Genomic DNA, 25,626 nt, shown 5'->3' on the forward strand with positions numbered 1-25,626 from the left:
GTTGCATTGGGCCTGATTTAAACTAGTCATATCAATTGATATGAATCTTTTGAGAAGAAATCTTGTTTCCTCTTTTAACCCTCAAAATATACATTCCTTTGGATACCTGAGACAAATCCATCTGTTCTTCAAAACTATTTTGCTGGCTTTTATAGGTATGGTCTGAAACCATCCTGCCTAAAATGTCATAAACCGTTATGTCAACATCTCCCAGGTTTTCTGATCTGAATTTTACTGTAAAAATGCCCTCTGTTGGGTTTGGAAATAGTTTGAAATCATCAAACACATAATTATTGACGTCAAGTACTGATTTAGAACTGCAAATTTCAAGCCCCCAACTTTCCAAAAAACCCGTATCAACCGTTTCATGGTCAATTACCTTTAGAATCCATTTTCCTTGAGCGTCTTCGCCATTAAACGCAGATAACTCCTGTGCAGGTTTTAAAGTGCCTGAAATTCCCGGACTAGAAAAATTACAGCTTAGACCTTCCCCATCATCAGAAAAAACGGCTTCTATATCGTCACTTTCATCACATATTCTATTGACCAATTCGACAACAGTTCCTTGCGGACTCTCGAGGCTTACCGACAAGTCTTTCAAAAAAGAATGTGTTATACCAGGGCTAATTAAAGATGAACCTTGCTCATTAATAAGCCTTACTTTAATACTCTCAACACTAACATCCTCAGAAATCAAAATATTTGAACTAACACCATTTACATCGCCATCCGGAATGGCTAAAGGGGTGTCTTCTGCAGTATACACCTTACATATTTCATTGTACTCACCAATTGAAAAAGGAGCCATATTCATTGAAAAGAAAATGTTTCCAATGGCCTCAATCATTACAAAACACTGAGCAACTTGTACATCTGGCACAGTAATAATTTGACTCCCGTCATTGGCGACGTTTGCTTCCAGAACGGTTGGAAATGTATTTCCTCCATCTGTGGATAATAATATATTTACAGTAGGAACATTGACACCGTTTCCTGTTGTTCCGGCAACATCCCAGCTAATGATTTCCTTGGTATTTGCAGTCCAGGCCAGCCCCTCAATATTTTGAGAACTAACTTTAAAAGGACCTGCTGCATCTGTTACTTTCACCAGCATTGCATCAGAAGCTACTTGACCCGCTTCTATATGATTATCCCTCGCAGTCAAAGCAAAATTGATCTCTCTGCTCACCTCCGGAGTTACTTCCCATCTCGAAGAAATCACACCATTCTTCAAGGTATTTAAACTCGGCATATAACGCTCCGGCTTAGGGTTCGGAAGCACTGATCGATAAAGCGCTCCTCTTTTGGCATTAGAAATTGGAGGTACTGCTGTGAGCTCGTTGTCTGTTTGCTCCCAGGTAAAACTTAGCTGGTCACCATCAGCATCACTGCCCGTACCATTCAATTTAAAGGGAGTTCCTATTGGAATCGTCATGTCGTCTCCGGCATCGACCTCTGGGATGAACTTATTTAAAACCAATTCCGTTGGAATGGCGCAGGGATTTCCAGCGCCATTCGTCACATACGCTCTAATCTCTTGTATACTAATAATATGAAAGTACGGATCACTGTTCAATTGGACATTTTGAGGCGCGCAGAGTCCGGCATAAGCCATAATGGTGGATCCACTACCTGGCTCAACCGCAGTTTCCTCAATTCTTTGATTGTCTTCCCCACAGAGATCTGCATCTCCGTTAAATGTATGGTTGGCCCCAAATTGGTGTCCAAATTCGTGGGCAACCATATCGAAATAAAAAATGTCGCCACCCGGATTTTCAGAACCCGTTGTCGCTTTTGCTTTCAAGCCGGCTCTGCAAACAATCCCTGGAAAGGCCACAGCCCCTCCAAATCCTGTAGTAAAAACGTGCCCTATATCATAATTATCCGGTTTGATGACATTATCAATATTGATTTGATTCTGATTATATAAAATACTAAGGGTATCAGTGAAATTGGAATAAGGATCTGTATCCGGATCAAGATAAATCAGCTCATCATTATTATCTACCAACATCAAACTAATAGCTAGGTCATTTTCAAACAGCGCGTTTACCTGGGTAATAGCAGTTGTCATGGCTGCCATTACTCCTGCCTTTTTTTTTGCATCCGAGGCATTTTCAAGCCCTTGTTCAATAATGTGATAAGTTGAATACTCTCCCGTACCGGCCAGTGCCAACTTATAGGTTCTCAATACCTGGTCATCAACAACTTTAGCGGTCTGGACTTTTTTATAAGAACTTTCTATATTCTCCGTCAAGCATTGAAAAGACGAGGCGTTGTCCAATTCACTCCTGTCATAAACTCTATACTTTCTATAGTTTTTACTAAGCGGTTCAATGTATTGGGTAGCGCCATTATTATCCATTATTATGGCATATAATCCAATTTCATTCAAGCTAAAACGAATCCTTTTTGATGGATCCTTGACGCTAACACCTATAAACGATCTATTATTTGGAAATTGCTTGGCCAAGTCAGGATGCATGACGGCTGCTTCTTTTATAAAATAACTTTCCAACTTGCCATTTTTATCTGGAAAATTTATTTTAAATGAGGAGTTTCCTTTAAATATCGCTCTATCAGGGGCAGTATTCAGAGCTGTAGACAAAGCTTCTAGCTTTAAATCATAAGCTTCGTATTTCTTAAGATGTGCCGTTTTTCTTAATTCCGAGGAAGTTGTTGCAGCATCTGTTTTTGTCCAAAACGCTTCCTGCTGTGCATAAAGAGAAGTTGAAAAAATTAGCAGAAAAACAATGAGAAATCGCGTGTAATTTTTTACCATAAGCAAAGAGCAATATCTTCATTTTTTCTAAAGAATCAAATTGATTTTAAACATTAAGTTGAAAAATACCCCGGTAAGGGTATGTCCTCTGAATGATAAGTCGAACAAGTAAAGTCTACCTACCGGCAGGCAGATCAAATTTTGATGCCCTATTAAACCAAAGTCATGAAATGAACCCTAACCGGCCTTTTTAATTTTTCGTCTTGCATCCTGGTAATTTTAGCAAGGCAGGAGCAATAGCCCTCGAGTGAAACGGCTAGGGCTATGGTGGAGTAAAATTTTCAGCTAGATGCACAGAAAAATAAAAATCAGCCTTGAATTTTTCGTTCTTTTGTTTCAAGACAAATGAAGCGATAGCGAATTCACGAATTCCTTAATAAAAAATAAAAGATAGATGAGTAAAAGGACAAAGAAAAATATCAATAAATCATTTTTGGAGAAGCAACAACACCAATTGTATCGAATACTTATTAGAATTATTAATGGCTTAGCCTACAAAATAAGATTAAAAACATACCCTGAAATAATAATACAGATGGTGACAACGGCAAAAAAGATGGCAATCAGTTTGAATGTCATTACTTTTTTTAATAACATCGCCTCTGGAAGAGAAAGCGCCACAACACCCATCATAAAAGAAATCGCAGTGCCCAATGCGACACCTTTTGCTACTAAAACCTGCACTACCGGCAATATACCTGATGCGTTAGAATACATGGGTATGGCCAGAATGGTGGCGATGGGAACAGCAAAAAGGTTGTCTTTGCTCATATACTGTTCAAAAAAGCCTTCTGGAATATAACCGTGCATCAAGGCCCCAATGGCGATACCTACAACAACATAAGGAACAATCCCTTTGATAATTTTAATGGCTTCGGCCCAAATAATGGGTAGTCGTTGTTTAAAATTTTGCTGCTCTTCTTGAAATTTATCCTGATCTCTTTGGGCAGTTGCTAAGACATCTTGTACCCAAGGGGTCAAATAGGGTTCTAATTTTAGTTTTTGGAGAATTGCACCAGAAATGCTGCCTAATAAAATACCACTGATCACATAAATAACGGTGACTTTAATACCAAATAAGCCTATGAATAAACCTATGGCTACTTCATTAACTAATGGCGAAGTAATCAAAAATGCAAAGGTTACGCCTAGTGGGATACCTCCTTTTACAAAACCAATAAACAGTGGCACTGAAGAGCAGGAGCAAAAAGGAGTAACGACACCAAAAAGACTTGCCATCAGGTATTCCAGACCGTACAGTTTTTTACGTGATAAATAGTTTTTTACCTTGTCTATCGGGAAATAACTATTCACAATGCCCATAAAAAAGATCACCACAAAAAGTAGGATCAAGATTTTAAAGGTATCATAAATAAAAAAGCGCAAGGCTTCTGTTAAGTGTTGACCTTGGTCTAAATGCAAGACATCATACACCAGCCAATCTGCGATATTTTCCAGCCAATCAAACACTATCAATTATTTTATTGTAACAAAGTCAACAATTCTTCTTTTGAAGGTATTCTTCCTTTTAAGGTAACTACATCATCTATAACCAAAGCGGGCGTTGTCATGACGTCAAATTTCATAATCTCAATAATGTCTTCCACCTTTTCAATGGTTGCATCGATATTATTTTCTTTTACTACTTCTTCAACAATGCCTGTCATCGATTTACATTTTTGACATCCTGTTCCTAATATCTTAATTACTTTCGACATGCTATTTTTGTTTGTTCATTACAAATTTGCAACTAGTTTGGCTGGATATCTTTGATATATGTCATGTTTAGTTGATTTTTTATACAAATGAAAATGATAGCTTACAGCATATCATAAAAGAAAAAGCGACTTAAGCTTGTGCTTAAATCGCTATTACTAATACAACTTGTTGTATACTTTGTTACTTCTTTTCTTTTACTGAACAAGTAGACAATCCAAATGGTGCATAAAGGGGGCAAAAGCTTATAAAGCTCGTCAAAACAAATACACCCGCTAAGACCAAAAGCACAATACCTAAAGTGCCTGAAACAGTTCCTGTATAATAAAGAATTCCAACTATTACAGCCACTATTATTCTAATAATTCTATCTGCCGATCCCATGTTTTTTTTCATCTTTTTATAATTTAATGGTTTAACAATACTTAGACTTCTAAGGCGAGGTGTCTTTTATGACTTTAATGTGACCGAAATCACTACTCACTTATATTTTTATTCTGACTGAATCTAATTCGACCTCTCCATCCGATTCAAATAATTATGATTTCAGAAAGGGCTATATTTTTTGTTTTAATAGCTTATTAGCGGCTACCAAATTGTTTTAAATGATGATCAAAATGCTTATAAATTAACCTACCCCACTCCTTCCTGCTAAGGTCACCAAAAAAAGGATGACTCTTTAATTCCGATTCTAGGCTCACCCTTTCCAAGTAAGATAATAGCTCTCTTTTTCCATTTTCCAAATCTGTTTGCGAAAAAGATGCCAACTCGGTATTCATTTCAGCTGGAGTTTCAGCACCTTTAGGCCATGGTATGTTTGAGAATAGAAGCCACTTCCCCAACTTTGATCTCATGAAGGAAGGGCCTTGTTGCTCAAAAGGAATTTCACCCAAAGCAAGTTTTAGCTGTGTCGCACAATGTATGAGCATTTGATGTGTATCCATTTTACCCCAAAGCCGCGTATTTGTATCAGAGAGCTTTTGTATTCTGCCTGAAATTTCTAAATAATCAGATTTATTCAAAATATTTTTCATGATTTCAGGTATTATCTGATTATCCAAAAGGCCTAAACATAAAAGTTCCAATACAAAGAAATCATTTTGGCTCTGGTCATTTACCTGGTCATATTAGCCCCCAATTCTCAAAAAAAGATCATGGATTTTCGCATTGACCAGCAACTAATTTACTAAAAGAAATGATAATAGCGTAGAAATGTAATTAGATTATTCTCGACCCTAATAGCGTCTTGAATGCTATTGCTTGGGTCAAAAACACTTATTCTCTTAACTTATCTCAATTTAATACAAGAAAACCAATTTAATCCCCTACTTAAACCGTCATTTTTTGTACGGTAATATGCTTAACTAGTAAGTTACTCCAATGACCTTATTGAGGTTGACGCAGGTTATTATTTATACCTAACGAGATTAAATGTCCATGGTATTTATTTGAAGAAGTAACTTTTATACCTTTTGCATATCCTTCAATTTCCAAAGGGTTTTTGACCCCATAAGTATAATTAAAATCCATATCAAATACCATCCGCCAATTCCAGTTTGTAAACCATTTCCAGACCCCTTGGGTATATTTTTCATGAACGCTGTCAAACACCAATTCTGTGTTGCTGAACCTGTCTGCAATGACCTGAATAAGTTTGACCACCTCTTCTTTCTGCAGATACATAAATAAGCCTTCTGCCAGTATTAAGAAATCTTCATTTCCTTTTTTAGTGACCTCATCAATCCATGAGGTATCCAAAACCGAAATACCCAGACATTCATAATTTATTTGCTCACCTAACAATCCCGCTTTTAAACTCATGACTTCAGGAAGATCAAGTTCAATGTATCTGTATTTCTCGCTGCGAATCCTCCAAAAACGTGTGTCAAAACCACAGCCCAAATTGATAATGGTGCCTGAAGGATTGCGCTCGATAAAATCATTCGTGATTTTATCAAAAGTCTCAACCCTGTTACAAATAATTTTTACTGACTTTCTTGAAAGGCCTTTAAATTTCTTTTTTATACTTCCAATCCAGTGCCTTTCTGGCTTGGTTGAAGAAGCACAAAGCAGGTCATATATTTCTAGTGTCTTCTGATCATTGAATGAATAGCCTTTTTTTTCGGCCCCAACAGCTCTGCAGATTAAAGTTAAAATGCTCGTTTTGGAAACCTCACTTAACTCTATCATATATCCAATACTGTTTTATTAATGCTAATCGCTTTCAAATAAGAATACTTTTCTTTTAAACTAGAAGGCAGGGGTGCATTTTGAAGATTTAATTAAAAGAATGTTATACACCAGACACAACAGCTACGGTTGTAACGGTGGCGGCTGCTATTAAAACTATTCCCAATGTTAAACCAGCAACTAACCATATTGTTCTGCTGGTTGATTTCTTTTTATCATACAGATTGATCTCTTTAACCGTCTCTCTTTTTATAGATACTTTTTCTAAGTTATGTCCTTCAGAATCTACAAATTTTTCTGAGGGGAGTGTGTTTGCTTCTTTTGATTGAGGCTTAGCAATGCCTATCAATTGCCCTTCCTCAATAATTAACTTTTTAAATTTGTATGTTTTTCCATCAAGGGCGATCACCTTTACTTTTCTGGCAGATGCCACAGCATCCGCTTCTGAAGTATAACCAGTGTCATAAACTTTACAGCTTTGAATAGAAATGACGATAAAGAAAATGAAAAATAAATTTGAAGACTTAAGTAAACTTTTCCGCATAAGAATTTAAATTAGGGTTTGATCTTAAGCACAATACACCTTAACCTAGAGCGATATTACACGAAAAACATATAAATAAATACTTACTCGGGGGTTGCAATATGAAACAAATATTTAAAACAGCCTAACAATTCTGCTAATTTGATTATCTGCTGAGAAATTCTATATTTGAGAAATTATCCGAATAAAAAAATAAACCATCTTATGAATACCAAAAGCTTTTTCCAATTTATTTGCATTTTTCTTATTTCCTGTTCAAGCCTTACGGCACAAGAACTAACTGAAAAACAAAAGGAATATCAAGAGAATAAGGTGCAAATATTTACTGTAGAAGAAAGAAATAACCTTCAAAACTGGATTCAAGAAGAATTTTCTCAGATGAACCTTTCTGAAGAAAAAGAAGCGCAATACAATACTATTTTATTGTCTTATATGGGAAAAATCCAAAGGCTGGATGACAAAGACATGGGCAACAGCAAAGAAGACATTATTCAAAAAATGGATGAAATGATTGTGAATCAAGATAAGGAACTGGAAAAAATACTCAGCCCTGAAGAGTTTGCTATGCACGTTAAAATCTATGACCAATTATTGCTAAGTGTTAAGAATAGAATCGCTGAAACAGACTACCCAAAAGAATAATAAAGTCTTTTTTTGAATTTTGAAGTATTCTACATAACAGAATTGTCATCGGGAAGAATCTTTTACGTCAGTGTAGATTAAAAGCTTCGGTCCAATTCATGATTGTGGTTTATACAGTGAGCGGCCTTTTTGATTTTTCGTTTTTTTTGGAGAAGCAACTGCGAAGCACATCACGAATCCCTAATGGAAATAAAAGAGGGATGAGTAAAAAAAATGAACAAAGAATATATCTAAAAGACTGCTTCATTTGAAGCAAGACAAAACACACCCCCAGCCCCTCTCAAGAGGGGAGCTCGTCTGATCAATGATATTTATCGGGAAGAAGGATTATAAAAAACTCTACCTCGCTAATTTCCTCAACGCAAGCCATTGTTTCAACATCTCTCTTGAATCAGTAGCTGGATAACCCAAAACTGTTTTCCCAGGCGCTACATCAGCCGCTACACCAGACCCTGCTCCAACCGTAACGCCAGAACCTAAAGTAAGGTGGTCTTTAATCGAGGCGCTACCACCAATAACAACTCCGTCACCTAAAGTAACGGATCCTGCTAATCCACTATGACCTGCCATGATACATGAGCGGCCCATAATAGAGTTATGTGCAATTTGAACCAGGTTGTCTATTTTACAACCGTCTCCCACAATAGTAGAGCTAAATTTACCGCGGTCTACGCAAGAATTCGCGCCAATTTCAACCGCATTACCAATCACTACATTTCCTATTTGAGGGATTTTAACCAATCCCCTGCCATCCGGGCTTGGTCTAAAACCAAAACCATCTGCACCAATACTCACATTGGTATGAAAAATACAAAAATGGCCTATTTCAGTACGTTCACGAATTACAGTTCCTGACCATATGATGCATCCATTCCCAATAGTTGTATCATCCATGATGGTTACATTCGGATACAGAACCGTACCCTCACCCAGAACAACATTTTTCCCAACATAACAATTCGCTCCTATTTTGCAGCCTTTTCCAAGGCTTGCCGTCTCATGCACTACAGCGGTAGGATGTATTTCTTCTTCAAATGCCGGTAATCCCGGATCGAATAATTCTAAAATCTGAGCCATCGCCAAATCAGCATTAGGCACTCTAATTAAAACCCGATTGTCTCCTGGCTCTAAAGCTATTTTTTCATCAATAACGGCAGCACTTGCATTTGAATTCTCCCAAAGCTTGGCATATTTTCGATTTCCAATAACGGTAATTTCTCCTTCCTGTGCTTTTTCTAATTGCTCAGGAGCATTGATTTTTGCTGATGTTTCACCTACTAGTTCTCCCTTTACTACTGAATTGATTTCTGCTATGCTATATGATTTCATAATGGATGGATTAACTGCTTTGTATATCACTACGAATATAGCTTTTTATCATAAGTAGTTTAAAAATTATCGAAATTTTTGTACCAAAAAAGGTCAAATTATAAAAGCACTGAGGCAATTATAATTTGACCTTTTCATTTCAATTCTCAATCGTTTTAATAATCCATCATATCCATTGATCCATCAAACGAATCCATACTATCCATGCTATCCATTGCAGGATAATCATCCATCATTTCATATTCCACTTGTGGTTGCATTGCAGGCATTTCCTGTTCTTGCATATAATCCATTTGATCAACTGCTTCAAAACTATCATTCGAATGGTCTTGATAGTCATTCACATCTGGCTGTGAATTATATGGCTCAGCCTCATATTCAACATCATTCATATAGTCATCCATTGTGTCGATATCCATATCATCTAAATCAACTTCCAGGTCATAATCGTAGCTATCAATGGCTCCATCTAAATAACCCCAGTCATAAGCATAATCATCATAAGCATGAACATATATGTCAATATACCCGTAATAAAAACCTGGGTACCATCCTCCATAAGGACCCCACCAGTAATGTGCTCCCCACATCCATCCATTGATCATATTCATGGCTGACATGGCAAAGAAAAATCCAGCTGAGTTATTGTGACAATGCGTAACCTGATTTGATTTTTCACGAATCTTTTTCAGCTTCTTGATCATTTTTTTATTGTCTCCAACCTTGGCTTCCATTTCAGTCAATTTACCTTGCAAGGCTTTGTTCTGGGCTTTCACCTCTTCCAGCTTTTCCTTTTCCTTAGTACTAAGTACTTCGCCTTCTTTCATTCTTAGCCCTTCTTTACTGTAGTTTTCATACAACAGATCAATCGCTTTTGATGCCTTATCGAGTCCATCTTTGACTCCTGCATCTTCTGCGCCCAACAATTCATAGGTAGTAATCACCTCTTCCTTTGCGGTAACCGTCTCTCCAAGAGCCTTGTGAAAGGCATCATCTTTTAGGAACATATAATTGTTCAATTTCTCAACAGCTGTATTCAGCTTTTTTACCGACGACCAGAATGGTGCCGATGCCTTATTGTTGCGTTTAAGGTTTGCATCTTTTGTAGACTGACCAGATTTTACGATAAATGCTACCGCCCTTTCTGTTTTCGTCACAAGTTCATTCGCATTAACTTGTTTGTCATTATTATTAATTGGATTTGTTAAAGAAGATGCGCTTGCGTTAAAGAACATAAACAGCATCAATAGTGTCAGGGTTTTAAATATTGTTTTCATAATAAAAGAGTTTTAAATTTTTACGTCTCTATTTAGAACAGTGCTTTTATTACTCTAAAACCCTAATTGAAATTAAAATTAAATAAAAATCCTTTCCGATATCTACAGCCCCTCTGCTATTTTAGCGCTTAACAAGTGTCAGATTATCAATACTATGTTGGCGATTATAAAAATGACAAATATTTGCATTCAATTAAACGAGAAGACAAAGAAATCACGTTAATTATCAATGAAGGAAATGAAAGCCCTACAGAGATCGGCATTACGCCAGTTAGCAACACTCTTTTCTATCTTAATGATGGTTTCGGATATTTCAATCTTATACTTGTTGATGAAAAAGATTAAGCTCATTAGTTTATGGGGGTGAAGATCCAAAATTTGAGGTATATCAAAGAGTGAAATAAGCATGTCTCTCAATAAGCAATAAAAAGAGAGCCTTTCGGCTCTCTTTTTGATGTATTTCTTTAGTCTACAAGCTCAAAATCACTTGGTCTCCAGGTTTTATCAAACCATGATTCTAAAGGGCCATAAAGTCTAAAAATGGTATTCCAACCTTTACCTGGAACGGTCTGTATCCAATTATTTTCCATTCCCTTAGGTGCTTTAGGGCCTATATAAATGTCATATGAACCATCTTTATTTACCTCCAAGCCTTTTTTATTACTATCTATACCTGGTAGTGGGTTGTCAGTTTGAAGCATAGATCTTGTTTGGTTGTCATAAATCGTAAATGACCAGAAATCTTTCATGGGTGCATTGGCAGGAACGTTAACCTTATAGGTTTTATTACCGTCAAACGTATTTCCATCTTTATCAGAATAGGCAACAGCATACTGTGATCCTTTTCCAATTAATTTGAGCGACATGGCCGGGGTAATACCTGTAGCATAAAAATGGAAAGCACCTCTGGCATCAATTAGCCTGGCACCTTCGTATTCAAATAAATAACTTCTATAGGCCAAGGGGTTTATCCATTGGCTATTTTCGTATAAGTACATATAGTCACTTCTAGGCTTCGCCATTTGTGTCCGTACGATAGCCGCTCCGATTTTAGAGGCCTCTTCCAAAATCTTTTGCATGCGTTCATCTGGCTTAAATTCTTTACCTTTTTCAATGCCAATAGCCGCGAGACTTCCCAGGATTTCCTTGCTTTCACCAAATGAAGGTTCTGCTTGTACCACAGCATTTATCTCCTCGAAAATATCAGCATTCATTCTGTGGATGGTATTGTTAACTTTCCCAGACATATTCACAAAATTCATCGCTGGCGGATTGTCTTTTTGTGACAAAGGATATATTTTAAACGTGGCTTTGGTTGCATCAACGGCTGGTTTAGGACTTCCATCTTTCTGGAATCCTCTCCATATGACCCAATGACCATGCGTGTTGGTTCTCGCTACATGGTATCCTTCAGGAATCTCTCCTTCATAATCTGAAGGAACTATTAAAAACTTTCCTCCTTCTGACTTATCTGGGCCCAGACGGCCAAAATCAATTACATATTTAAACCAATGGTCATTAATAAAACCCAACACGTCTGGTGGCGTTTCAACTACCATGGGCTCATCGCCAACTTCTAACCAGGAAGCCATATAAACAGATGTCGTATTGGGGGTTAACCAAAAAGCTTTTGAGTCCATCAATTCTTCAAACAAAAGTGCTGTTTTATTTGCCGGACCAAACGCTTCAATACCTCTTTTAAGACCTTCCATCGAGGCAATATGGATGCCATTTACATAAGCATTTACAGCATTGTGTAAATCGACATAGTCATAAACCTTATCAGCCGTTTCAGGTAAAGGCACCCCATCGAAAAAATTCAATTCACCTAATGCGCTTGAATTCAAAGTGTTTGGCGTTGAAATTCCTTCAGGAGTTTCTGTAGTCATTTTCATTTTTTTGGGAACTGCTGTTGCAGATCCGGATGTATTTTTTGTCTGCGCTGTAAAAACAGTTGTAAAAAGAAAAACAATTGCAGTTAAAAAGTAATGTGCTTTTTTCATATAAAATTTGAATTAGTTATGTATCGGTGGTCTCGTCATGCTAAAATAAGATTTTTTCAGAAAACCTGGGGATAACTACAGTAAATCAAATCTAAAGCCTCGCTTTCTACAATCCCCTAAAAGCCGCATCAATAAATAGGCAGGCTCCCATTCCAGGCTCTTTAACTTACCTTTAACATGTATTAAGAAATATTTATATGTCTTTTGTTGCATGTTCTAATTTTTATTGTACTTTTGCACGCTTAAAAAAAAACTATTTATGAAAAATTTACTTAGAGTATTAGTGCTAGTATTAGCAGTTGGAACAGCAAGTTTAACTTCTTCATGTTCAGACGACGACAAAAACCCACCAGTAATAACTTTTCCTACTAACGGAAATCAGTATGAAGTGACTGTTGGAGAAACTATTAACTTTTCTTTCATCGTTGTGGCTGAAGGCGGATATGCAAGCCATACTTTAGCAGCAACTGCCAACCAAGGTGTTATTGCTGAGACTACTGGATTAATTGATAGCGGTACTGAAAATTTCACAATTACAGGAGCTTATACTGCTGGTGATGTTGCAGGACCAGATGGTATCAAACTTACCGTAAAAGACAATGAAGGTGCTGAATCAAGTGCTACCATTAATGTTGACATTTTAAGCGCTCAATAAGACCTTTGAATTATAGCTTTTAGGCTTAAATTATATTATAAATCCCAGAATAAAATTCTGGGATTTTTTTTTGCTTACAGTTCAATGAACCTGAAATTGATATACTCTAACGCATAAATGCTGGCTTCTATTCTCTTTCATGAACTTCATCAGGAAGCTTCTGACATTATTTTACCAATGTGATCCATAACTTCCCTACTAGTTAAAGATTAGTGACCCGAGAGGTGTGGCAAAATGGCAAGAAGTAAATAGTATAAATCACTGAATTTTAGTCAAAAATTTAAACACTGTCACTCCTATTTTATATGATCAGGCATAACTTGTCTTCATTTTCCTTATATTTAACAGGCAACAACCAACCTTATGACCCCCTTTTAAAAAAATTCTCTAAGAAATAGATGATGAAAAGTAGTTCTTGATTTTTCAAGATAGACAGTCAAGGTATGAAACCATAGCAACATGAAGTTTAACAAGTTTTTAAAAGAATGCCATCAAAAAGAGGTCTTCAAAAAACTGTCATTGTATGTTGTTACAAGTTGGGTTATCATTCAGGTGTTCGCTACCATCTGGGAGCCTTTAGGGCTGCCAAAAGCATCCGTTACCGTATTACTCATCATTCTCTTGCTCGGTTTTCCAATTAATGTTTATCTCGTTTGGCGATTGGATCTGGCGAAGCAGGAACCACGTACCTTAAAGATTAATAAAAAAGGACAGGAAGTACCTGGAAAATACCAAAAAAGCAAATTTCAAAAGGCCTATTTCTCTGTATTATCTGTACTGAGCGTCGCTTTTATGGGAATTGTAATGGTGATTATCTATAATAATTTCATAGGCTCAATTGACATACAAGAATTGGAAGTTTCTGATAAAATCGCAGTAGAAATCTTTGGCAACAATACTGGAGATCCTGAAAATGACATCATTGGAAAAATGACTGCAGACTGGATTATTCACGGCATCTCAGAGAATAATATAGGGCAGGTAATTTCACAAAAAACAGTTGATGACTATGCCGGAATTGTGATGGCTGGCGTGAACCCGTCAAGAAGCAATAATTTACTGAAAGAGTATTTCAAACCCGGAAAAACAATCAGTGGAAATTTTTACCAAAAGGATGACAAACTCTTATTTCAAGGCTCGTTGATAGAAACCAATAACAACAACAAACAAATGTCGTTTAAACTGGTTGAATGTAATTCTGACAGCCCCTTAGACTGCATTGAACAACTAAAGCAACTCATTTTGGGTTACCTGGTGATGAATGAAAACCCGTTGTTAACTTTAGAATCTAACCCCCCAAAGTTTGATGCATACCAGCATGTCATCACAGCAAGAGCCAATGCAAAAGATAATGATTTTTATATCGATAGAATTGAAAAAGCCATTGCAGCAGATCCAGATTATTTTGAACCCAAATTACTTCAAATTGTTTTCTATTACAACCGACAAGATTACCATAAATCTGACTCCTTATTAGGTCAAATTAAACCCAATTCAAACACTACTTCCAGGCAATTAAACCTACTGTACATGTATACATCCCTGCTGAAAGGGGAGAACAGAAAAGTATACGATTACATTGCAAAGGAATACAGCTATAATAAATTTGACTTAGAAACGAACCAAAGTCTAATGGTCATCGCGTTGCAGTTCTTAAACCGGCCAGAACTGGTTGAAGGTATTTATACAGAAATCCCTTCTGGTAATTTGATCGTAGAAAATTGTTTGTTTTGTGAGTATCGAAATTATGTGATGTCATTGGCAGACATACAATTGAAAAGATATGATGAAGCAATAACGCTACTTGATGAAACGATGAAAAAAATAGACGAGTTTTATTTGAACAAACCACTGGCTTCAGCCTTTATCAGATCAAATAAGCTTGCTGAACTAGACCAATTAATTACTGGCGTTGAACTCACAGCTGAGGCCGAAGAGCTTATTGAATTATATCTTTTTATCGGTAATGAATTTTTGCTGCAGCAAAACAGAGAAATGGCCAACAAGTATTTTAATAAGGTAATTCAGACTGAGAAAGTGCAAAACAATTCACTTGCTGAAAGCTATTACCTGCTTGAAGATTATAAAAATGCCGAATTGCTTTTCAAAAAACTTCACGATGAGGATGCCACTAATTTAACCTATATCTCTCGCCTGGCTTCATGCCTGGCCATGAATCAAAAAGCCGATAAAGGAGCACAAATGATCGCCAAAATGGACGCTTTAAGAGGAGATTTTCAGTATGGAGAAGTTGATTATTTAATCGCCCAATACTATGCGTTAACAGCAGATGAGGATAAGATGTTTCAGCATTTGTTAAAGTCTATTTCACAGGGAAACTATTATACCATCTCATCATTTCAAAATGATGCACATTTTGTAAATTATTTGGACAATCCTAAATTCAACACCATTCTGACCTATTGGCAATAGATGCTAATTTATATAGCCCTTCTTCAGTAATAGTCTGAAAGAAATTTAGCTCGAAAAGAATAACAGACCCTTCGGATGGAATTATTGGCTATTCGTCCTAGTCCGTTAGATGAGATAATTGTAAGAACGTATATTCATACTAAGAAAATAATTAATTAACCAAACTAAACAATTAATATGGCAGACATTACAATAACGCTGAATGTTACTACAGCTTCGCTACCTCTTACGCAAGCTAAAATAGATGCAGATCCCAGTGCTGTTTTTTTTACTCCTCTCGAATTGGTAAGTAATGAAGATTATAGCACTTCAGTGAACGTAGGAGACAAGGTCACATGGGGTGGACAAATGACAGCAGGATCCAGTGACATAGTTGATATAACCCAAATAAATCACAAGGGAAGGCCTGGGCACAATGTGTTTCAAACAAACCCAATTAACGGATCAGGTAACCCTGAAATAGTGGTTGGAACTGTGCAGGATGGGACAGCTGGACAAGATGAAACTTATACATTAAAATTTAAACTAAAGGGAACTGGTCCAACTTTCCATGTTGACCCAATAATTAAAGTAAGACCCGCAGGATCAGGAAGCGTTGAATAATTCATACCTTTAAACTATGTTGCTAAAAAAAATAGCCCATTATTTGATAATGGGCTTATTTTGTTTCACTGCCAATTTTTCAATGGCCCAAGATCAAAGGGTTGCGGATAGTCTTGTTCATATTTATCAAGAAAACAAACTAGAAGGAATTGATAAATTGAAATTGCTTGACGAACTATCTTTTAACGAATTGAATGATCAAATCTTGCAAATAAAATATGCTGATGAAATGATTGTGTTGGCAAAATTAAACAATGATTCTTTATTCTTATACAGAGGATATTATTCTAGAGGTGTTGGCTATCAGCGGCAGGGAGAATTAAATAAGGCCATAAGTGATTTCTTTAGGAGTCTTAAAATAGCGAATAATATTAAAAATAAAAACTCCATCGGTTGGGAGGGAACTTCTTATATGTCAATTGGAAGTGTTTATAATAATATGGGTAACCATGTTAATTCAGAAAAATACTATTCTATTGCAATCGAGAAAATACGAATAACCAAGGATTCTATAAGTTTAGGCTCTGTTCTTTTAAATGCTGGGGACGCCTCTTTTAACAATAATCAATATGAGAAGGCATTGCAATATTTTGAAGAAGCAGGAATTATATTTGAGAATATTGGTTTCAAAATAGGTACGGCTTATAATTTAGGGAACATTGGGATGGTTTATGCCGAGCAAGGAAAAGATGTTATTGCGGAGAAAAACATTAATGAAGCGATCTTAATCCTGGAAGAAATAAAAGACTATTATCCAATCTCAGTATACTTGACTTATATGTCAGAAATTTATCTAAGAAAGAAAGATTATATTACAGCATTTAATTATGCCGAAAGGAGCCTTGAACTGGCTCAAAAATACAATTTAATAGAACAGATCAGGGATGCGAACCATAATCTTTTTGAACTGCATGAATTGACCGGAAACTATAAAGATTCTAATATTTTTTTAAAAAATTATTACATCTATAGAGATAGCATAGTTGACATTAAAACAGTGGAAGAATTGGCTGATTTGAGAACTAAATATGAAATTGAACAAAACCAAAAAGAGGCGAATTTAAAAATAGCACAAAAACAGATCGAAGTCGACCTCCTAGACCAACAAAAAAAGAACCAACAACTGATTTCTCTGGCTATTGGGATTGGTCTTTTACTCATCATCATTGTTGCCATTGGCTTATACCGTAGAAATAATTTTGTCAATAAAGCCAAATTGCTCGTTGAAAAGGAAAAGGAAAAATCAGATTCACTTTTGTTAAATATTCTACCTGAACAAACCGCCGAAGAGCTTAAATACAAGGGTAAAGTGCAAGCCAAACGCTTTGAGTCAGTCAGTGTTATGTTCACTGACTTCAAAGGATTTACACAAAACTCGGCCAACCTTTCTCCAGAAAAACTTGTTGAAAGTGTAAACTACTATTATTCAAAATTTGATGATATCATTGACAAGTATGGTCTCGAAAAGATCAAAACTATGGGAGACGCTTATATGTGTGCCGGAGGGCTACCCTTTCCAACCAAAGACCATCCCATTCAGATGGTGGAGGCCGCTCTCGAAATAGCAGCGTTTGTAAATGAATCCAAAAAGACTGACCCAGATGCCATGAGCCGTTTTGACATCCGAATCGGCATCAATACAGGGCCGGTTGTAGCCGGTGTTGTGGGTAAAAAGAAATTTGCCTATGATATCTGGGGTGATACCGTGAACATTGCTTCACGCATGGAATCAAATTCTGAGCCCGGTAAAGTCAATATTTCAGACAACACTTATCAACTCATCAAAGACCAATACCAATGTTCTTATAGAGGAGAAATAGACGCCAAAAACAAAGGTATGATGAAAATGTATTTTGTAGAAGGAATACTTCAAAATCAAACTTCAAATGCAGGGGTATGATTCCTTTTTTTAGAGGACAAAGCCTCAAGAAAATACCTACTAGACATTTTTAGCGCATGGGCCCAGATGGCTTGCGATAGCATTATTAGTAATAATCGACAAGGAGTTAGAAAAAAACTAATCCTGCTAAGAAACTGTCATTTATTTCTTTCTCGGTTTGGCCGCATGCCTTTCTTTATTTTTTACAAAAATCAACTTGTGCCTGCTTTTAGGATTTTCTCTTTGTTCTAAGTCAAAGCTTCCTATTGATTTAATCAAAGGTGTAAGCTTGTCAAATCCGTAATTTCTTGAATCAAAATTAGGTCGCTTCTTTTGCAAGAGACTTCCTACATCTCCTAAGAAAGCCCAACCATCCTCATCAGAAAGATCTGTGATCGAAGTGCTAATCAGGTTAATTTCTTTTCTTGTTATTTTATCGACACTAGATTTAGCCGATTCTATGGTATCATCGTCTTTCTTCTCTGTTTGTTTTTTCAATACTTCGATATAAACAAATTTATCACAGGCCACGATAAATGGATTCGGCGTTTTCTTTTCACCTATTCCAATGACCTGCATGCCAGCTTCCCTTAAGCGTGTTGCCAAACGGGTAAAATCACTATCGCTTGACACCAGACAAAAACCATTTACCTTGCCGCTATACAAGATATCCATGGCATCAATGATCATCGCCGAATCCGTAGCGTTTTTACCGGTTGTATACCCATATTGTTGAATGGGCGTAATGGCATTTTCTAACAATAGGTTTTTCCATTTTGTCAGGTTGGGTTTGGTCCAGTCACCATAGATCCTCTTGATGGTTGGGTTTCCGTATTTTGTTATTTCTTCCATCATTTCCTTTACATGGGCAGATGGAATATTATCACCGTCTATAAGTACGGCTAAGTTTATATTTGTATTCATTTTTTTGAGCATCCTTCGATGCTAAGTTTTAATTGTATGCAATGATTATATGATGCATATTGTATTTTTCTTTATCCTATAAAGCTAAGAATTTGTAGGCAAGTAATATGCCCTTAAATCGTTAAAAATGCTAATATATTGCTCTAATTTTCTAATCTTTTCTTTGAAAATAGACATCCAGCGTTCTACCAGAATTAACACTCAGACCTGAAATTTATTCCTTAGCATTGCGGATAAATCTTATATAATAAACCCATTCAGTCTTAAAAATGTCTTTGGCAATTGGTTCTAATATGATGTCTTCTAACCAGCGATGTTGATCAATTGATGTCAACTAAGATAGACAAATTCAACATAGAGAAATTAAGAGCAACATCTCAAGGCTGTTCTCATTATAACCCAGAAATCAATTTATCAACATGTTGATTCGATAAATAAAAAGTAGGTTTCGGACAATAATTTGACCGTTTGGTCCTAATCTGCGAATTACTCATCCCAATAAAGATTAAATTCGGATCAATGATTCTAAGATAACAACACTTTTAAGCAGCTGTGCAAAAGGCTTTACAAAATTTACCATAAACTTCTAAGCACACGCCTGAAATGTCTTGTTATATGATTAACCAAATTAATAATTAAAACAATGAAAAAATTAATTACATGTTTATTGCTGCTGACAGTTTTTACAATCAGCGCCCAACAATCTTACTGGACCAATTACACCTTTATCGTAGAACCTGAGAACGAGTCTGTCGTTTTCAAATTGATAGACGATTATTTTAAGGAACACAAAACAGAAGGCGTAACGGTGAGTTTGTATGCCAATCACTTTCACGATGAGGAAAATACGGCTACCCATATGATTGTTTTTGCTGGTTCTTTAGATGCACTGGGAGCGATGTATGCAAATGATGGTGGCGATGCCTGGGATTTACTGGGAGCAAGATTAGACCACCATATTAAAGACGGATCTGGTGCCAGAATGGGAACCATGAAAAAAGCATTTGGAGAAACTGATGGTGATTTCCCAATACAACGATACTTTATTTTAGATGTTGAAGATACTGACGCCTTCGAAGCAGGTTATTCAAAATTTAATACTGATCATAAACCAGCAGGAAGAATGGTTATGATGGGGAATATTACCTCAGGAGTCTCTCCTGAAGGCGAAAATCATTGGGTTATTGCTGCCTATAAAGATTTTAAAGGTGCTATGGGAGGCGCAAGTGCTGGCCTATCAGATGACCAACGTGCTGCTAGAAAAACAGATTGGAAAACCTTCCAAGACAACAATGGAGGCGTCCGCATGGTGCGTTCTGGCCTCAGGGTTCGTTTAGGGCAATGGTAAACGATATTTAAATGCTAAAACAAAAAATACCCTCTGAAATAGAGGGTATTTTTTTTGACTAGAATTAGCCTCTCATTTTACCAGAAGCATCATTTTAATTTTACCAACTTCCTTTGAGCTAAAATGGGGTGATTAGCAAATGAATAATAACATTTAAATCATGTCTTGCATGTACATTTTGATATTGGCATCCTTATAAATTTTCTGAACCATATTGGTATATAACTCGGCAAACCCCTTGTTCTTGGCAAGATTACCAAAAAGAGATTTCTGTTTGATAAAAGCCAGCGGGTCTGTATTGGTTAGCTGTGCTGCTTGTCGAAGTTCCTTTTGCATAGCATCTATAACTTCAAGAGGTTGATCATTTTTATCGGTTTGTATATCACTATAATAGCACCAGGCAGCAAGAACCAATGTTACGAATTCAATACTTCTTCCTTCTTCTAAATTTTCCTCAAGCGTGGCGATTAAAAATTTTGGCAATTTGGCTGAACTTTCCGAACAAATACGGCTTACACTATCCTTGATGTTAGGATTGGCAAAGCGTGCCTCCAAACTGTCTTTGTATACATTTAAATCTATCCCTTTTACCTCATCCAATACCGGGGTTGCTTCCTTATCCATAAACGCTCTTAAATAGGTAACGAAGGTTTCGTCTTCCATACAGGCATTAATGGTTTTGTGTCCATGTAAGGCGCCCAATATCCCCAGAACAGAGTGACCTGCATTTAATAAACGAAGTTTCATTTTTTCATAGGGCTTCACGTCAGGAACAAACTGCACTCCTACTTTTTCAAATTCAGGCCGACCACAAGAAAAATTATCTTCTACGACCCATTGTATAAATGGCTCACAGGTCACGGGCCACTCGTCTCTAATTTCATAGGTTTTTGCTAAATAATCAATGTCAGATTGAGTAGTTACTGGGGTTATACGGTCAACCATACTATTAGGAAAGCATACCTCTTGTTCTATCCAATGTGCCAAGTCTTCATCTTGTTGCCTGGCATAAGCCAATAACATATTACGCGCCACATCACCGTTGTGCTGAATGTTATCACAAGACATGATGGTAAAGGCAGGTAGTTGTGCTTCACGACGCTTCTTTAGAGCAGCTGTTAAAAACCCATATACTGTTTTTGGATTATCAGGATACTTTAAATCATGCTTTATGTCGCTATTTTCAATATCAAACTCACCGGTTGAAGGATTAAAATTATAGCCTCCCTCAGTAATCGTCAGGGATACAATTTTAGTAGATGCTAGAGCCATCAAGTCTATTACTGCTGCAGCATCATCCACACCTAGTAAAACATCACGAATTGAACCAATTACACTAGGTAATATCTTTCCATCAGGTTCCTTTACAATAAGTGTATAAAGACCGTCCTGTTTCGCTAAAACATCGTGTATTTTTCTATCTGCCTCGCGCAAACCAACACCAGATATACCCCATTCAGGAGCATAGTGTTCTTCTTGAAGCTTTTGTGTGTAAAAAGCTTGATGCGACCGATGAAAACCACCAACGCCAATATGCACCATACCTGAGATTAGCTCGTTTCTGGCATATGTAGGGCATGGCATTTTATTGGCAATAAGTGCTAAGTTTTTTTGGTTAAGTAACAGGGGATTTTTCATTACTACGTGTTTGATTGTTTTTGTTTTCTGCGTTGTAAGGCCCAATAATCAGCAACGAAATAGCAAATTGTACAGACAAATGCATATGTATAGAATTGTGCTCTATTGGCTTCATAGATATCTTCATTAGCGCTTCCAAAAAGCACAATACCAGCTAGTATCAAAGTAATGATGAGCGCACTAATCGCTATGATTTTTAGTATCCTTGAGAAGATAGAATTATCAACCACATGCTTTGGTTCTAACTTTGCTTTTTGTTCTTGAAAATTTTCAATGTTTTCGTTGCGTTGTTTTTCTTTTGCTTCTTCTTCAGGATATGGCTTATTCGCTCCATATTGTTTGGCAAGGAAAGTATAGACCAGTATGGTAAAAATCCATGTAGGAATAAATAAATAAAAGAAGGAAATCACATTTATTGCGTTCAATCCGAAACCAAATAGCAGACCCAATGCCCATGAAGCAATGGCCGGGGTACTAAAAGTCAAATTACGATATGATGACCAATACCGTGTATAACCAATTCTCGGAAATATTTGATGTTCAGCAAAGACGATTGCTCCTACTGGCACTACAATAAGACCCGCATAAGTTAACAACGGCAGTATCTGTGAAAAAACGAACGGAAAACACGCTATGATTATCGTTACTAAACCTACCGTGAGGGTCGTTTTTTTTCGTGAATGGTTATAGAAGATGGCTTGCGCCGCCAAGCCTGCCCGATAAAGGTTTGTAATGGCTGTGGTCCATCCGGCTACGATCACAATTACAAATCCAGACCAACCTAGTGCATAATAGGCAACATCACCAGGGTCGAGCTCGACTATTGATTTGCCAAGAATTACGGCAGCTCCTGCTCCCATAATTCCGGCGGCGACCCAGGCGACATAGTGTCCGAACATCATTCCTGTGCTGGTTGCCAGACCGTAGATTTTCTTTTTAGCGAAACGCAGCAGCGCCATATCAATTAATCCGAAATGGGTAATCGTATTGGCCGCCCAGGCAAACCCAATTACTTCGACCAAACCAATGCCGGGTTCTCCATTACTATCAATTCCGGTCCAGATTGATTGATCGCCCAATTCCATAAAATCATTCCACCCAACCGGTAAGGTCTTTCCCAAAACGTCAAGTGACAATGCCGGCAAAAGCACCATTGCTCCGCTTGTAAACATCACGAATAACCACGGAGCACAAACTCCTGAAAACTCAGAAACTGCGTTAAAACCATAAATAGCTATTGACACCACCACGGCGCCAACACAAAATACAATCAATACAAACCAAAGATTTGTTGGGTACCAGTTTAATTGGGCCGGCACATTAAAGGCAAAGCGAACAGCTGTAGCCGATACAGTAATCATAGCTGCTGATATAACTGAAAAAATGACAACATTCGCCCAATTGTATAGCTTGGTCATTGAATCTCCGGCAATCTTATTGAGATAGGTATAGAGACTTAGGCGCGTATCAACGGCAATAGGCGAAGTAATCAGCGTCCAGCTAAGTACAGCTAAAACATTACCGATGAGTAGACCCAGCAGAATATCCATTGTTTTAGCTCCCAAGGCGACAAATGTCGCACCAATGACAAACTCAGTTGCGGCAACATGCTCTGCAGCATAAAGGCCTGCAAAATGGGTCCAATCGTGTAATTTATTTTTAGCAATGGGTAATTGCTCTTCGTCTATGTTTTTAAATTGCTGAAAATCGTTGTTTGTATTCATTTGTTAGGTTGGTGTTGTAAATATCTACTCATAATACAGCAATCTTTTCATAAGATGAATCAATCTACTGAAACACAAAATGTCATATTAAAACAAAAATAACTAATTATTATAAACTGCATTTTTGAACATTGCTATTGGCGAATTATCCTGCTGTTATTACACTGAGAGTTGCCAGAACTTAGGATCAAGATTGTTTGAGTGGATTCTAAAAAGCATAAAGGGCCTTAAAAGGCCCTTTATTTTGTTGGTATTTTTCTTCTGACTCATGCTAAACACAAAGACAAATGACATTTAATTTGCGCGTTTTAGTTCTTTTGACTTGCTTCTATTTGTTGTAAAACTTTGTCAAGACTAAAACTACCTATTTCCTGTCTTTGTGGAAAATCTTTAAAGGTCATTAGAAAGTCTTTAATTTTAGCTTGTGCCGGCACCAAAACAAACATTCGTTCAGCCATCCAATGGTTATAATCTTCAGAATCATGTGGTGCTCTTTCATAAGGGTCACCTTTAAGGTCAATCAATTGAGGAAACCTCAAGTCAGTATACCCTTTTTGCCATACATCAAATCCGTGATTTTCCTGAATTCTAAAATGAAGCTTCCATCTGTTGTATCTGTAGGCATTTAAGTTCCCATCATCATCAAAATAAAATATTTCTTTTCTAGGACTTTTCTCAACCTCACCGGTTAACATAGGCAGCATATTGTATCCATCTAAATGTACTTTGAAATTTTTACCGTTGGCGCTATGCCCCTTTAGTAATTTTTCTTTTACATCAGTTTCTCCTGCAGCAGCAAGAAAAGTTGGCAACCAATCTTCACCAGAAATAATTTCATTACTAACTTGATTTGGTTTTATTTTGGCCGGCCATTTAATTAAACAAGGTGCTCTAAAACCGCCTTCCCAGGTAGTTGCTTTTTCACCTCTAAATGGTGTCATACCACCATCTGGCCAAAAAATAATTTCTGCACCATTATCAGTTCCAAAAATTACGATTGTATTTTCTTCAATGCCTAGATCGGTTAATGTTTGTGTTAACTCACCAACAATTTTATCAAGTTTGGTCATGCCGTCTGCATACAAACCCAAACCGGTTTTATTCGCTTCATCATCAGTTAAGTGCGTCCAAACATGCATTAATGTAGAATTGTACCAAACAAAAAATGGGTCGTCATTTTTAACCGATTTTTTCATGAAATCTATTGCCGCTACTTTGGTTTCCTGATCAATAGTTTCCATCCTTTTTTTAGTTAAGGGGCCCGTATCCTCAATCTTTCCATCCGCGAAGGAGTGAATCACTCCTCTTGGGCCGAATTTTTTCTTAAATTCCGGATTTTGTGGATAATCTTCATTCTCAGGTTCTTCTTCTGCATTTAAGTGGTATAAGTTCCCTAAAAATTCGTCAAAACCATGATTAGAAGGTAGGTGTTCATCTCTATCTCCCAAATGGTTTTTTCCAAATTGACCGGTTGCATAACCATGATTTTTTAGTAATTCTGCAATGGTTGGGTCTAAGGCACTCAAGCCTTCTTTTGCTCCGGGAAGTCCTACTTTAGTCAAGCCTGTTCTATATGGTGATTGTCCGGTTATAAATGCTGATCTACCAGCCGTACAGCTTTGTTGTGAGTAATAATCGGTAAACATGATCCCATCATGTCCTATTTTATCAATATTTGGTGTTTTATAACCCATCATTCCTCTGTTGTAAATACCCGGATTGTCCCAGCCGATGTCATCACCCCAGATTACCAGGATATTTGGTTTCTTTTCTTTTTGAGCGAATGATACTAAAGGAATCATTAGTATTAATGCTAACATTAGAATTTTTCTCATTGAGTTAAAATTTTAGGTTTAGTGTTACATTTGTTTTATCAGCACTAAGATAAGTAATTATTAGAATACCCTATACTTTGAAATCCTGACTTGAATCAATTTAA

20 protein-coding genes are annotated in these 25,626 nt (G+C 36.9%); 6 read left to right on the plus strand and 14 right to left on the minus strand.

From position 1 onward, the window contains the following. Positions 1-31: 31 nt before the first annotated feature. From QWY87_RS09735 to QWY87_RS09765, 7 genes are all read right to left on the minus strand, one after another. Positions 32-2,782 (minus strand): T9SS type A sorting domain-containing protein, encoded by a 2,751-nt coding sequence (locus QWY87_RS09735; protein ID WP_290290672.1) that lies wholly within the window; start codon positions 2,780-2,782, stop codon positions 32-34. Positions 2,783-3,274: 492 nt separating this feature from the next. After that, on the minus strand, positions 3,275-4,252 hold the full coding sequence (locus QWY87_RS09740) for a permease (RefSeq protein WP_290290674.1): 978 nt from the start codon (positions 4,250-4,252) through the stop codon (positions 3,275-3,277). A gap of 11 nt (positions 4,253-4,263) precedes the next feature. After that, positions 4,264-4,500, minus strand: a complete 237-nt coding sequence (locus QWY87_RS09745; RefSeq protein ID WP_290290675.1) for a thioredoxin family protein — start codon at positions 4,498-4,500, stop codon at positions 4,264-4,266. 181 nt (positions 4,501-4,681) lie between these two features. Then, the gene (locus tag QWY87_RS09750; RefSeq protein WP_290290677.1) at positions 4,682-4,894 is read right to left on the minus strand and encodes a YgaP family membrane protein; all 213 of its coding nucleotides are present in this window, start codon (positions 4,892-4,894) and stop codon (positions 4,682-4,684) included. A gap of 185 nt (positions 4,895-5,079) precedes the next feature. Beyond that, entirely contained in the window at positions 5,080-5,532 is a 453-nt protein-coding gene (locus QWY87_RS09755) for a DUF1569 domain-containing protein (protein WP_290290680.1), read from the minus strand. 352 nt (positions 5,533-5,884) lie between these two features. Next, positions 5,885-6,688, minus strand: coding sequence for a class I SAM-dependent methyltransferase (locus tag QWY87_RS09760; protein WP_290290682.1), 804 nt, complete (start codon positions 6,686-6,688; stop codon positions 5,885-5,887). A 103-nt stretch (positions 6,689-6,791) separates the two neighbouring features. Beyond that, positions 6,792-7,232, minus strand: coding sequence for a hypothetical protein (locus QWY87_RS09765; protein WP_290290683.1), 441 nt, complete (start codon positions 7,230-7,232; stop codon positions 6,792-6,794). Positions 7,233-7,436: 204 nt separating this feature from the next. Here QWY87_RS09765 and QWY87_RS09770 point away from each other — a divergent pair, with 204 nt between their 5' ends. Beyond that, positions 7,437-7,874, plus strand: coding sequence for a hypothetical protein (locus QWY87_RS09770; protein ID WP_290290685.1), 438 nt, complete (start codon positions 7,437-7,439; stop codon positions 7,872-7,874). Positions 7,875-8,213: 339 nt separating this feature from the next. Here the strand turns inward: QWY87_RS09770 and lpxD are convergent, their stop codons facing one another. The 3 genes from lpxD to QWY87_RS09785 form a co-directional block, all read right to left on the minus strand. After that, positions 8,214-9,203 carry a UDP-3-O-(3-hydroxymyristoyl)glucosamine N-acyltransferase gene (gene lpxD, locus QWY87_RS09775; protein ID WP_290290687.1) on the minus strand — a complete coding sequence of 330 codons (990 nt, stop codon included), beginning with the start codon at positions 9,201-9,203 and terminating at the stop codon, positions 8,214-8,216. A 155-nt stretch (positions 9,204-9,358) separates the two neighbouring features. Next, positions 9,359-10,480: a hypothetical protein gene (locus tag QWY87_RS09780; RefSeq protein WP_290290688.1), complete on the minus strand. Its 1,122-nt coding sequence runs from the start codon at positions 10,478-10,480 to the stop codon at positions 9,359-9,361. Between the two features lie 464 nt (positions 10,481-10,944). Further along, a complete protein-coding gene (locus QWY87_RS09785) occupies positions 10,945-12,483 on the minus strand; it encodes a DUF1254 domain-containing protein (RefSeq protein WP_290290691.1) in 1,539 nt (512 codons plus the stop codon). 259 nt (positions 12,484-12,742) lie between these two features. Here QWY87_RS09785 and QWY87_RS09790 point away from each other — a divergent pair, with 259 nt between their 5' ends. The 4 genes from QWY87_RS09790 (at position 12,743) to QWY87_RS09805 (ending at position 18,074) form a co-directional block, all read left to right on the plus strand. After that, positions 12,743-13,138 (plus strand): hypothetical protein, encoded by a 396-nt coding sequence (locus QWY87_RS09790; protein WP_290290692.1) that lies wholly within the window; start codon positions 12,743-12,745, stop codon positions 13,136-13,138. A gap of 459 nt (positions 13,139-13,597) precedes the next feature. Further along, positions 13,598-15,571: a tetratricopeptide repeat protein gene (locus QWY87_RS09795; RefSeq protein WP_290290694.1), complete on the plus strand. Its 1,974-nt coding sequence runs from the start codon at positions 13,598-13,600 to the stop codon at positions 15,569-15,571. Positions 15,572-15,748: 177 nt separating this feature from the next. Continuing rightward, positions 15,749-16,174: a hypothetical protein gene (locus QWY87_RS09800; RefSeq protein ID WP_290290695.1), complete on the plus strand. Its 426-nt coding sequence runs from the start codon at positions 15,749-15,751 to the stop codon at positions 16,172-16,174. 16 nt (positions 16,175-16,190) lie between these two features. Further along, complete coding sequence (locus tag QWY87_RS09805) at positions 16,191-18,074, plus strand: adenylate/guanylate cyclase domain-containing protein (protein ID WP_290290697.1); 1,884 nt, start codon at positions 16,191-16,193, stop codon at positions 18,072-18,074. Between the two features lie 141 nt (positions 18,075-18,215). Here QWY87_RS09805 and QWY87_RS09810 read toward each other — a convergent pair whose 3' ends face one another. Continuing rightward, positions 18,216-18,977, minus strand: coding sequence for an NYN domain-containing protein (locus QWY87_RS09810; protein WP_290290699.1), 762 nt, complete (start codon positions 18,975-18,977; stop codon positions 18,216-18,218). A gap of 643 nt (positions 18,978-19,620) precedes the next feature. On the opposite strand from QWY87_RS09810, the gene QWY87_RS09815 reads away from it, so the two are divergent. Continuing rightward, positions 19,621-20,325 carry a hypothetical protein gene (locus tag QWY87_RS09815; RefSeq protein WP_290290701.1) on the plus strand — a complete coding sequence of 235 codons (705 nt, stop codon included), beginning with the start codon at positions 19,621-19,623 and terminating at the stop codon, positions 20,323-20,325. A gap of 153 nt (positions 20,326-20,478) precedes the next feature. Here QWY87_RS09815 and QWY87_RS09820 read toward each other — a convergent pair whose 3' ends face one another. The 3 genes from QWY87_RS09820 to QWY87_RS09830 form a co-directional block, all read right to left on the minus strand. Beyond that, positions 20,479-21,963 carry a mannitol dehydrogenase family protein gene (locus tag QWY87_RS09820; RefSeq protein ID WP_290290704.1) on the minus strand — a complete coding sequence of 495 codons (1,485 nt, stop codon included), beginning with the start codon at positions 21,961-21,963 and terminating at the stop codon, positions 20,479-20,481. Positions 21,964-21,965: 2 nt separating this feature from the next. Continuing rightward, a complete protein-coding gene (locus QWY87_RS09825) occupies positions 21,966-23,687 on the minus strand; it encodes a purine-cytosine permease family protein (RefSeq protein ID WP_290290706.1) in 1,722 nt (573 codons plus the stop codon). 308 nt (positions 23,688-23,995) lie between these two features. Further along, positions 23,996-25,522: an arylsulfatase gene (locus tag QWY87_RS09830; protein ID WP_290290708.1), complete on the minus strand. Its 1,527-nt coding sequence runs from the start codon at positions 25,520-25,522 to the stop codon at positions 23,996-23,998. Positions 25,523-25,626 lie beyond the last annotated feature (104 nt).

The sequence above is a fragment of the Lutimonas halocynthiae genome (assembly GCF_030409835.1).
GTDB classification, from domain to species: Bacteria; Bacteroidota; Bacteroidia; order Flavobacteriales; family Flavobacteriaceae; genus Lutimonas; species Lutimonas halocynthiae.

Excerpts from the sequence above, each read along its gene's own strand:
- QWY87_RS09755 (WP_290290680.1), bottom strand. The coding sequence starts at position 5,532 with ATGAAAAATATTTTGAATAAATCTGATTATTTAGAAATTTCAGGCAGA.
- QWY87_RS09780 (WP_290290688.1), bottom strand. The coding sequence starts at position 10,480 with ATGAAAACAATATTTAAAACCCTGACACTATTGATGCTGTTTATGTTC.
- QWY87_RS09735 (WP_290290672.1), bottom strand. The coding sequence starts at position 2,782 with ATGGTAAAAAATTACACGCGATTTCTCATTGTTTTTCTGCTAATTTTT.
- QWY87_RS09800 (WP_290290695.1), top strand. The coding sequence starts at position 15,749 with ATGGCAGACATTACAATAACGCTGAATGTTACTACAGCTTCGCTACCT.
- lpxD (WP_290290687.1), bottom strand. The coding sequence starts at position 9,203 with ATGAAATCATATAGCATAGCAGAAATCAATTCAGTAGTAAAGGGAGAA.
- QWY87_RS09805 (WP_290290697.1), top strand. The coding sequence starts at position 16,191 with ATGTTGCTAAAAAAAATAGCCCATTATTTGATAATGGGCTTATTTTGT.
- QWY87_RS09810 (WP_290290699.1), bottom strand. The coding sequence starts at position 18,977 with ATGAATACAAATATAAACTTAGCCGTACTTATAGACGGTGATAATATT.
- QWY87_RS09825 (WP_290290706.1), bottom strand. The coding sequence starts at position 23,687 with ATGAATACAAACAACGATTTTCAGCAATTTAAAAACATAGACGAAGAG.
- QWY87_RS09815 (WP_290290701.1), top strand. The coding sequence starts at position 19,621 with ATGAAAAAATTAATTACATGTTTATTGCTGCTGACAGTTTTTACAATC.
- QWY87_RS09795 (WP_290290694.1), top strand. The coding sequence starts at position 13,598 with ATGAAGTTTAACAAGTTTTTAAAAGAATGCCATCAAAAAGAGGTCTTC.
- QWY87_RS09820 (WP_290290704.1), bottom strand. The coding sequence starts at position 21,963 with ATGAAAAATCCCCTGTTACTTAACCAAAAAAACTTAGCACTTATTGCC.
- QWY87_RS09770 (WP_290290685.1), top strand. The coding sequence starts at position 7,437 with ATGAATACCAAAAGCTTTTTCCAATTTATTTGCATTTTTCTTATTTCC.
- QWY87_RS09790 (WP_290290692.1), top strand. The coding sequence starts at position 12,743 with ATGAAAAATTTACTTAGAGTATTAGTGCTAGTATTAGCAGTTGGAACA.
- QWY87_RS09830 (WP_290290708.1), bottom strand. The coding sequence starts at position 25,522 with ATGAGAAAAATTCTAATGTTAGCATTAATACTAATGATTCCTTTAGTA.
- QWY87_RS09785 (WP_290290691.1), bottom strand. The coding sequence starts at position 12,483 with ATGAAAAAAGCACATTACTTTTTAACTGCAATTGTTTTTCTTTTTACA.
- QWY87_RS09745 (WP_290290675.1), bottom strand. The coding sequence starts at position 4,500 with ATGTCGAAAGTAATTAAGATATTAGGAACAGGATGTCAAAAATGTAAA.
- QWY87_RS09750 (WP_290290677.1), bottom strand. The coding sequence starts at position 4,894 with ATGAAAAAAAACATGGGATCGGCAGATAGAATTATTAGAATAATAGTG.
- QWY87_RS09765 (WP_290290683.1), bottom strand. The coding sequence starts at position 7,232 with ATGCGGAAAAGTTTACTTAAGTCTTCAAATTTATTTTTCATTTTCTTT.
- QWY87_RS09760 (WP_290290682.1), bottom strand. The coding sequence starts at position 6,688 with ATGATAGAGTTAAGTGAGGTTTCCAAAACGAGCATTTTAACTTTAATC.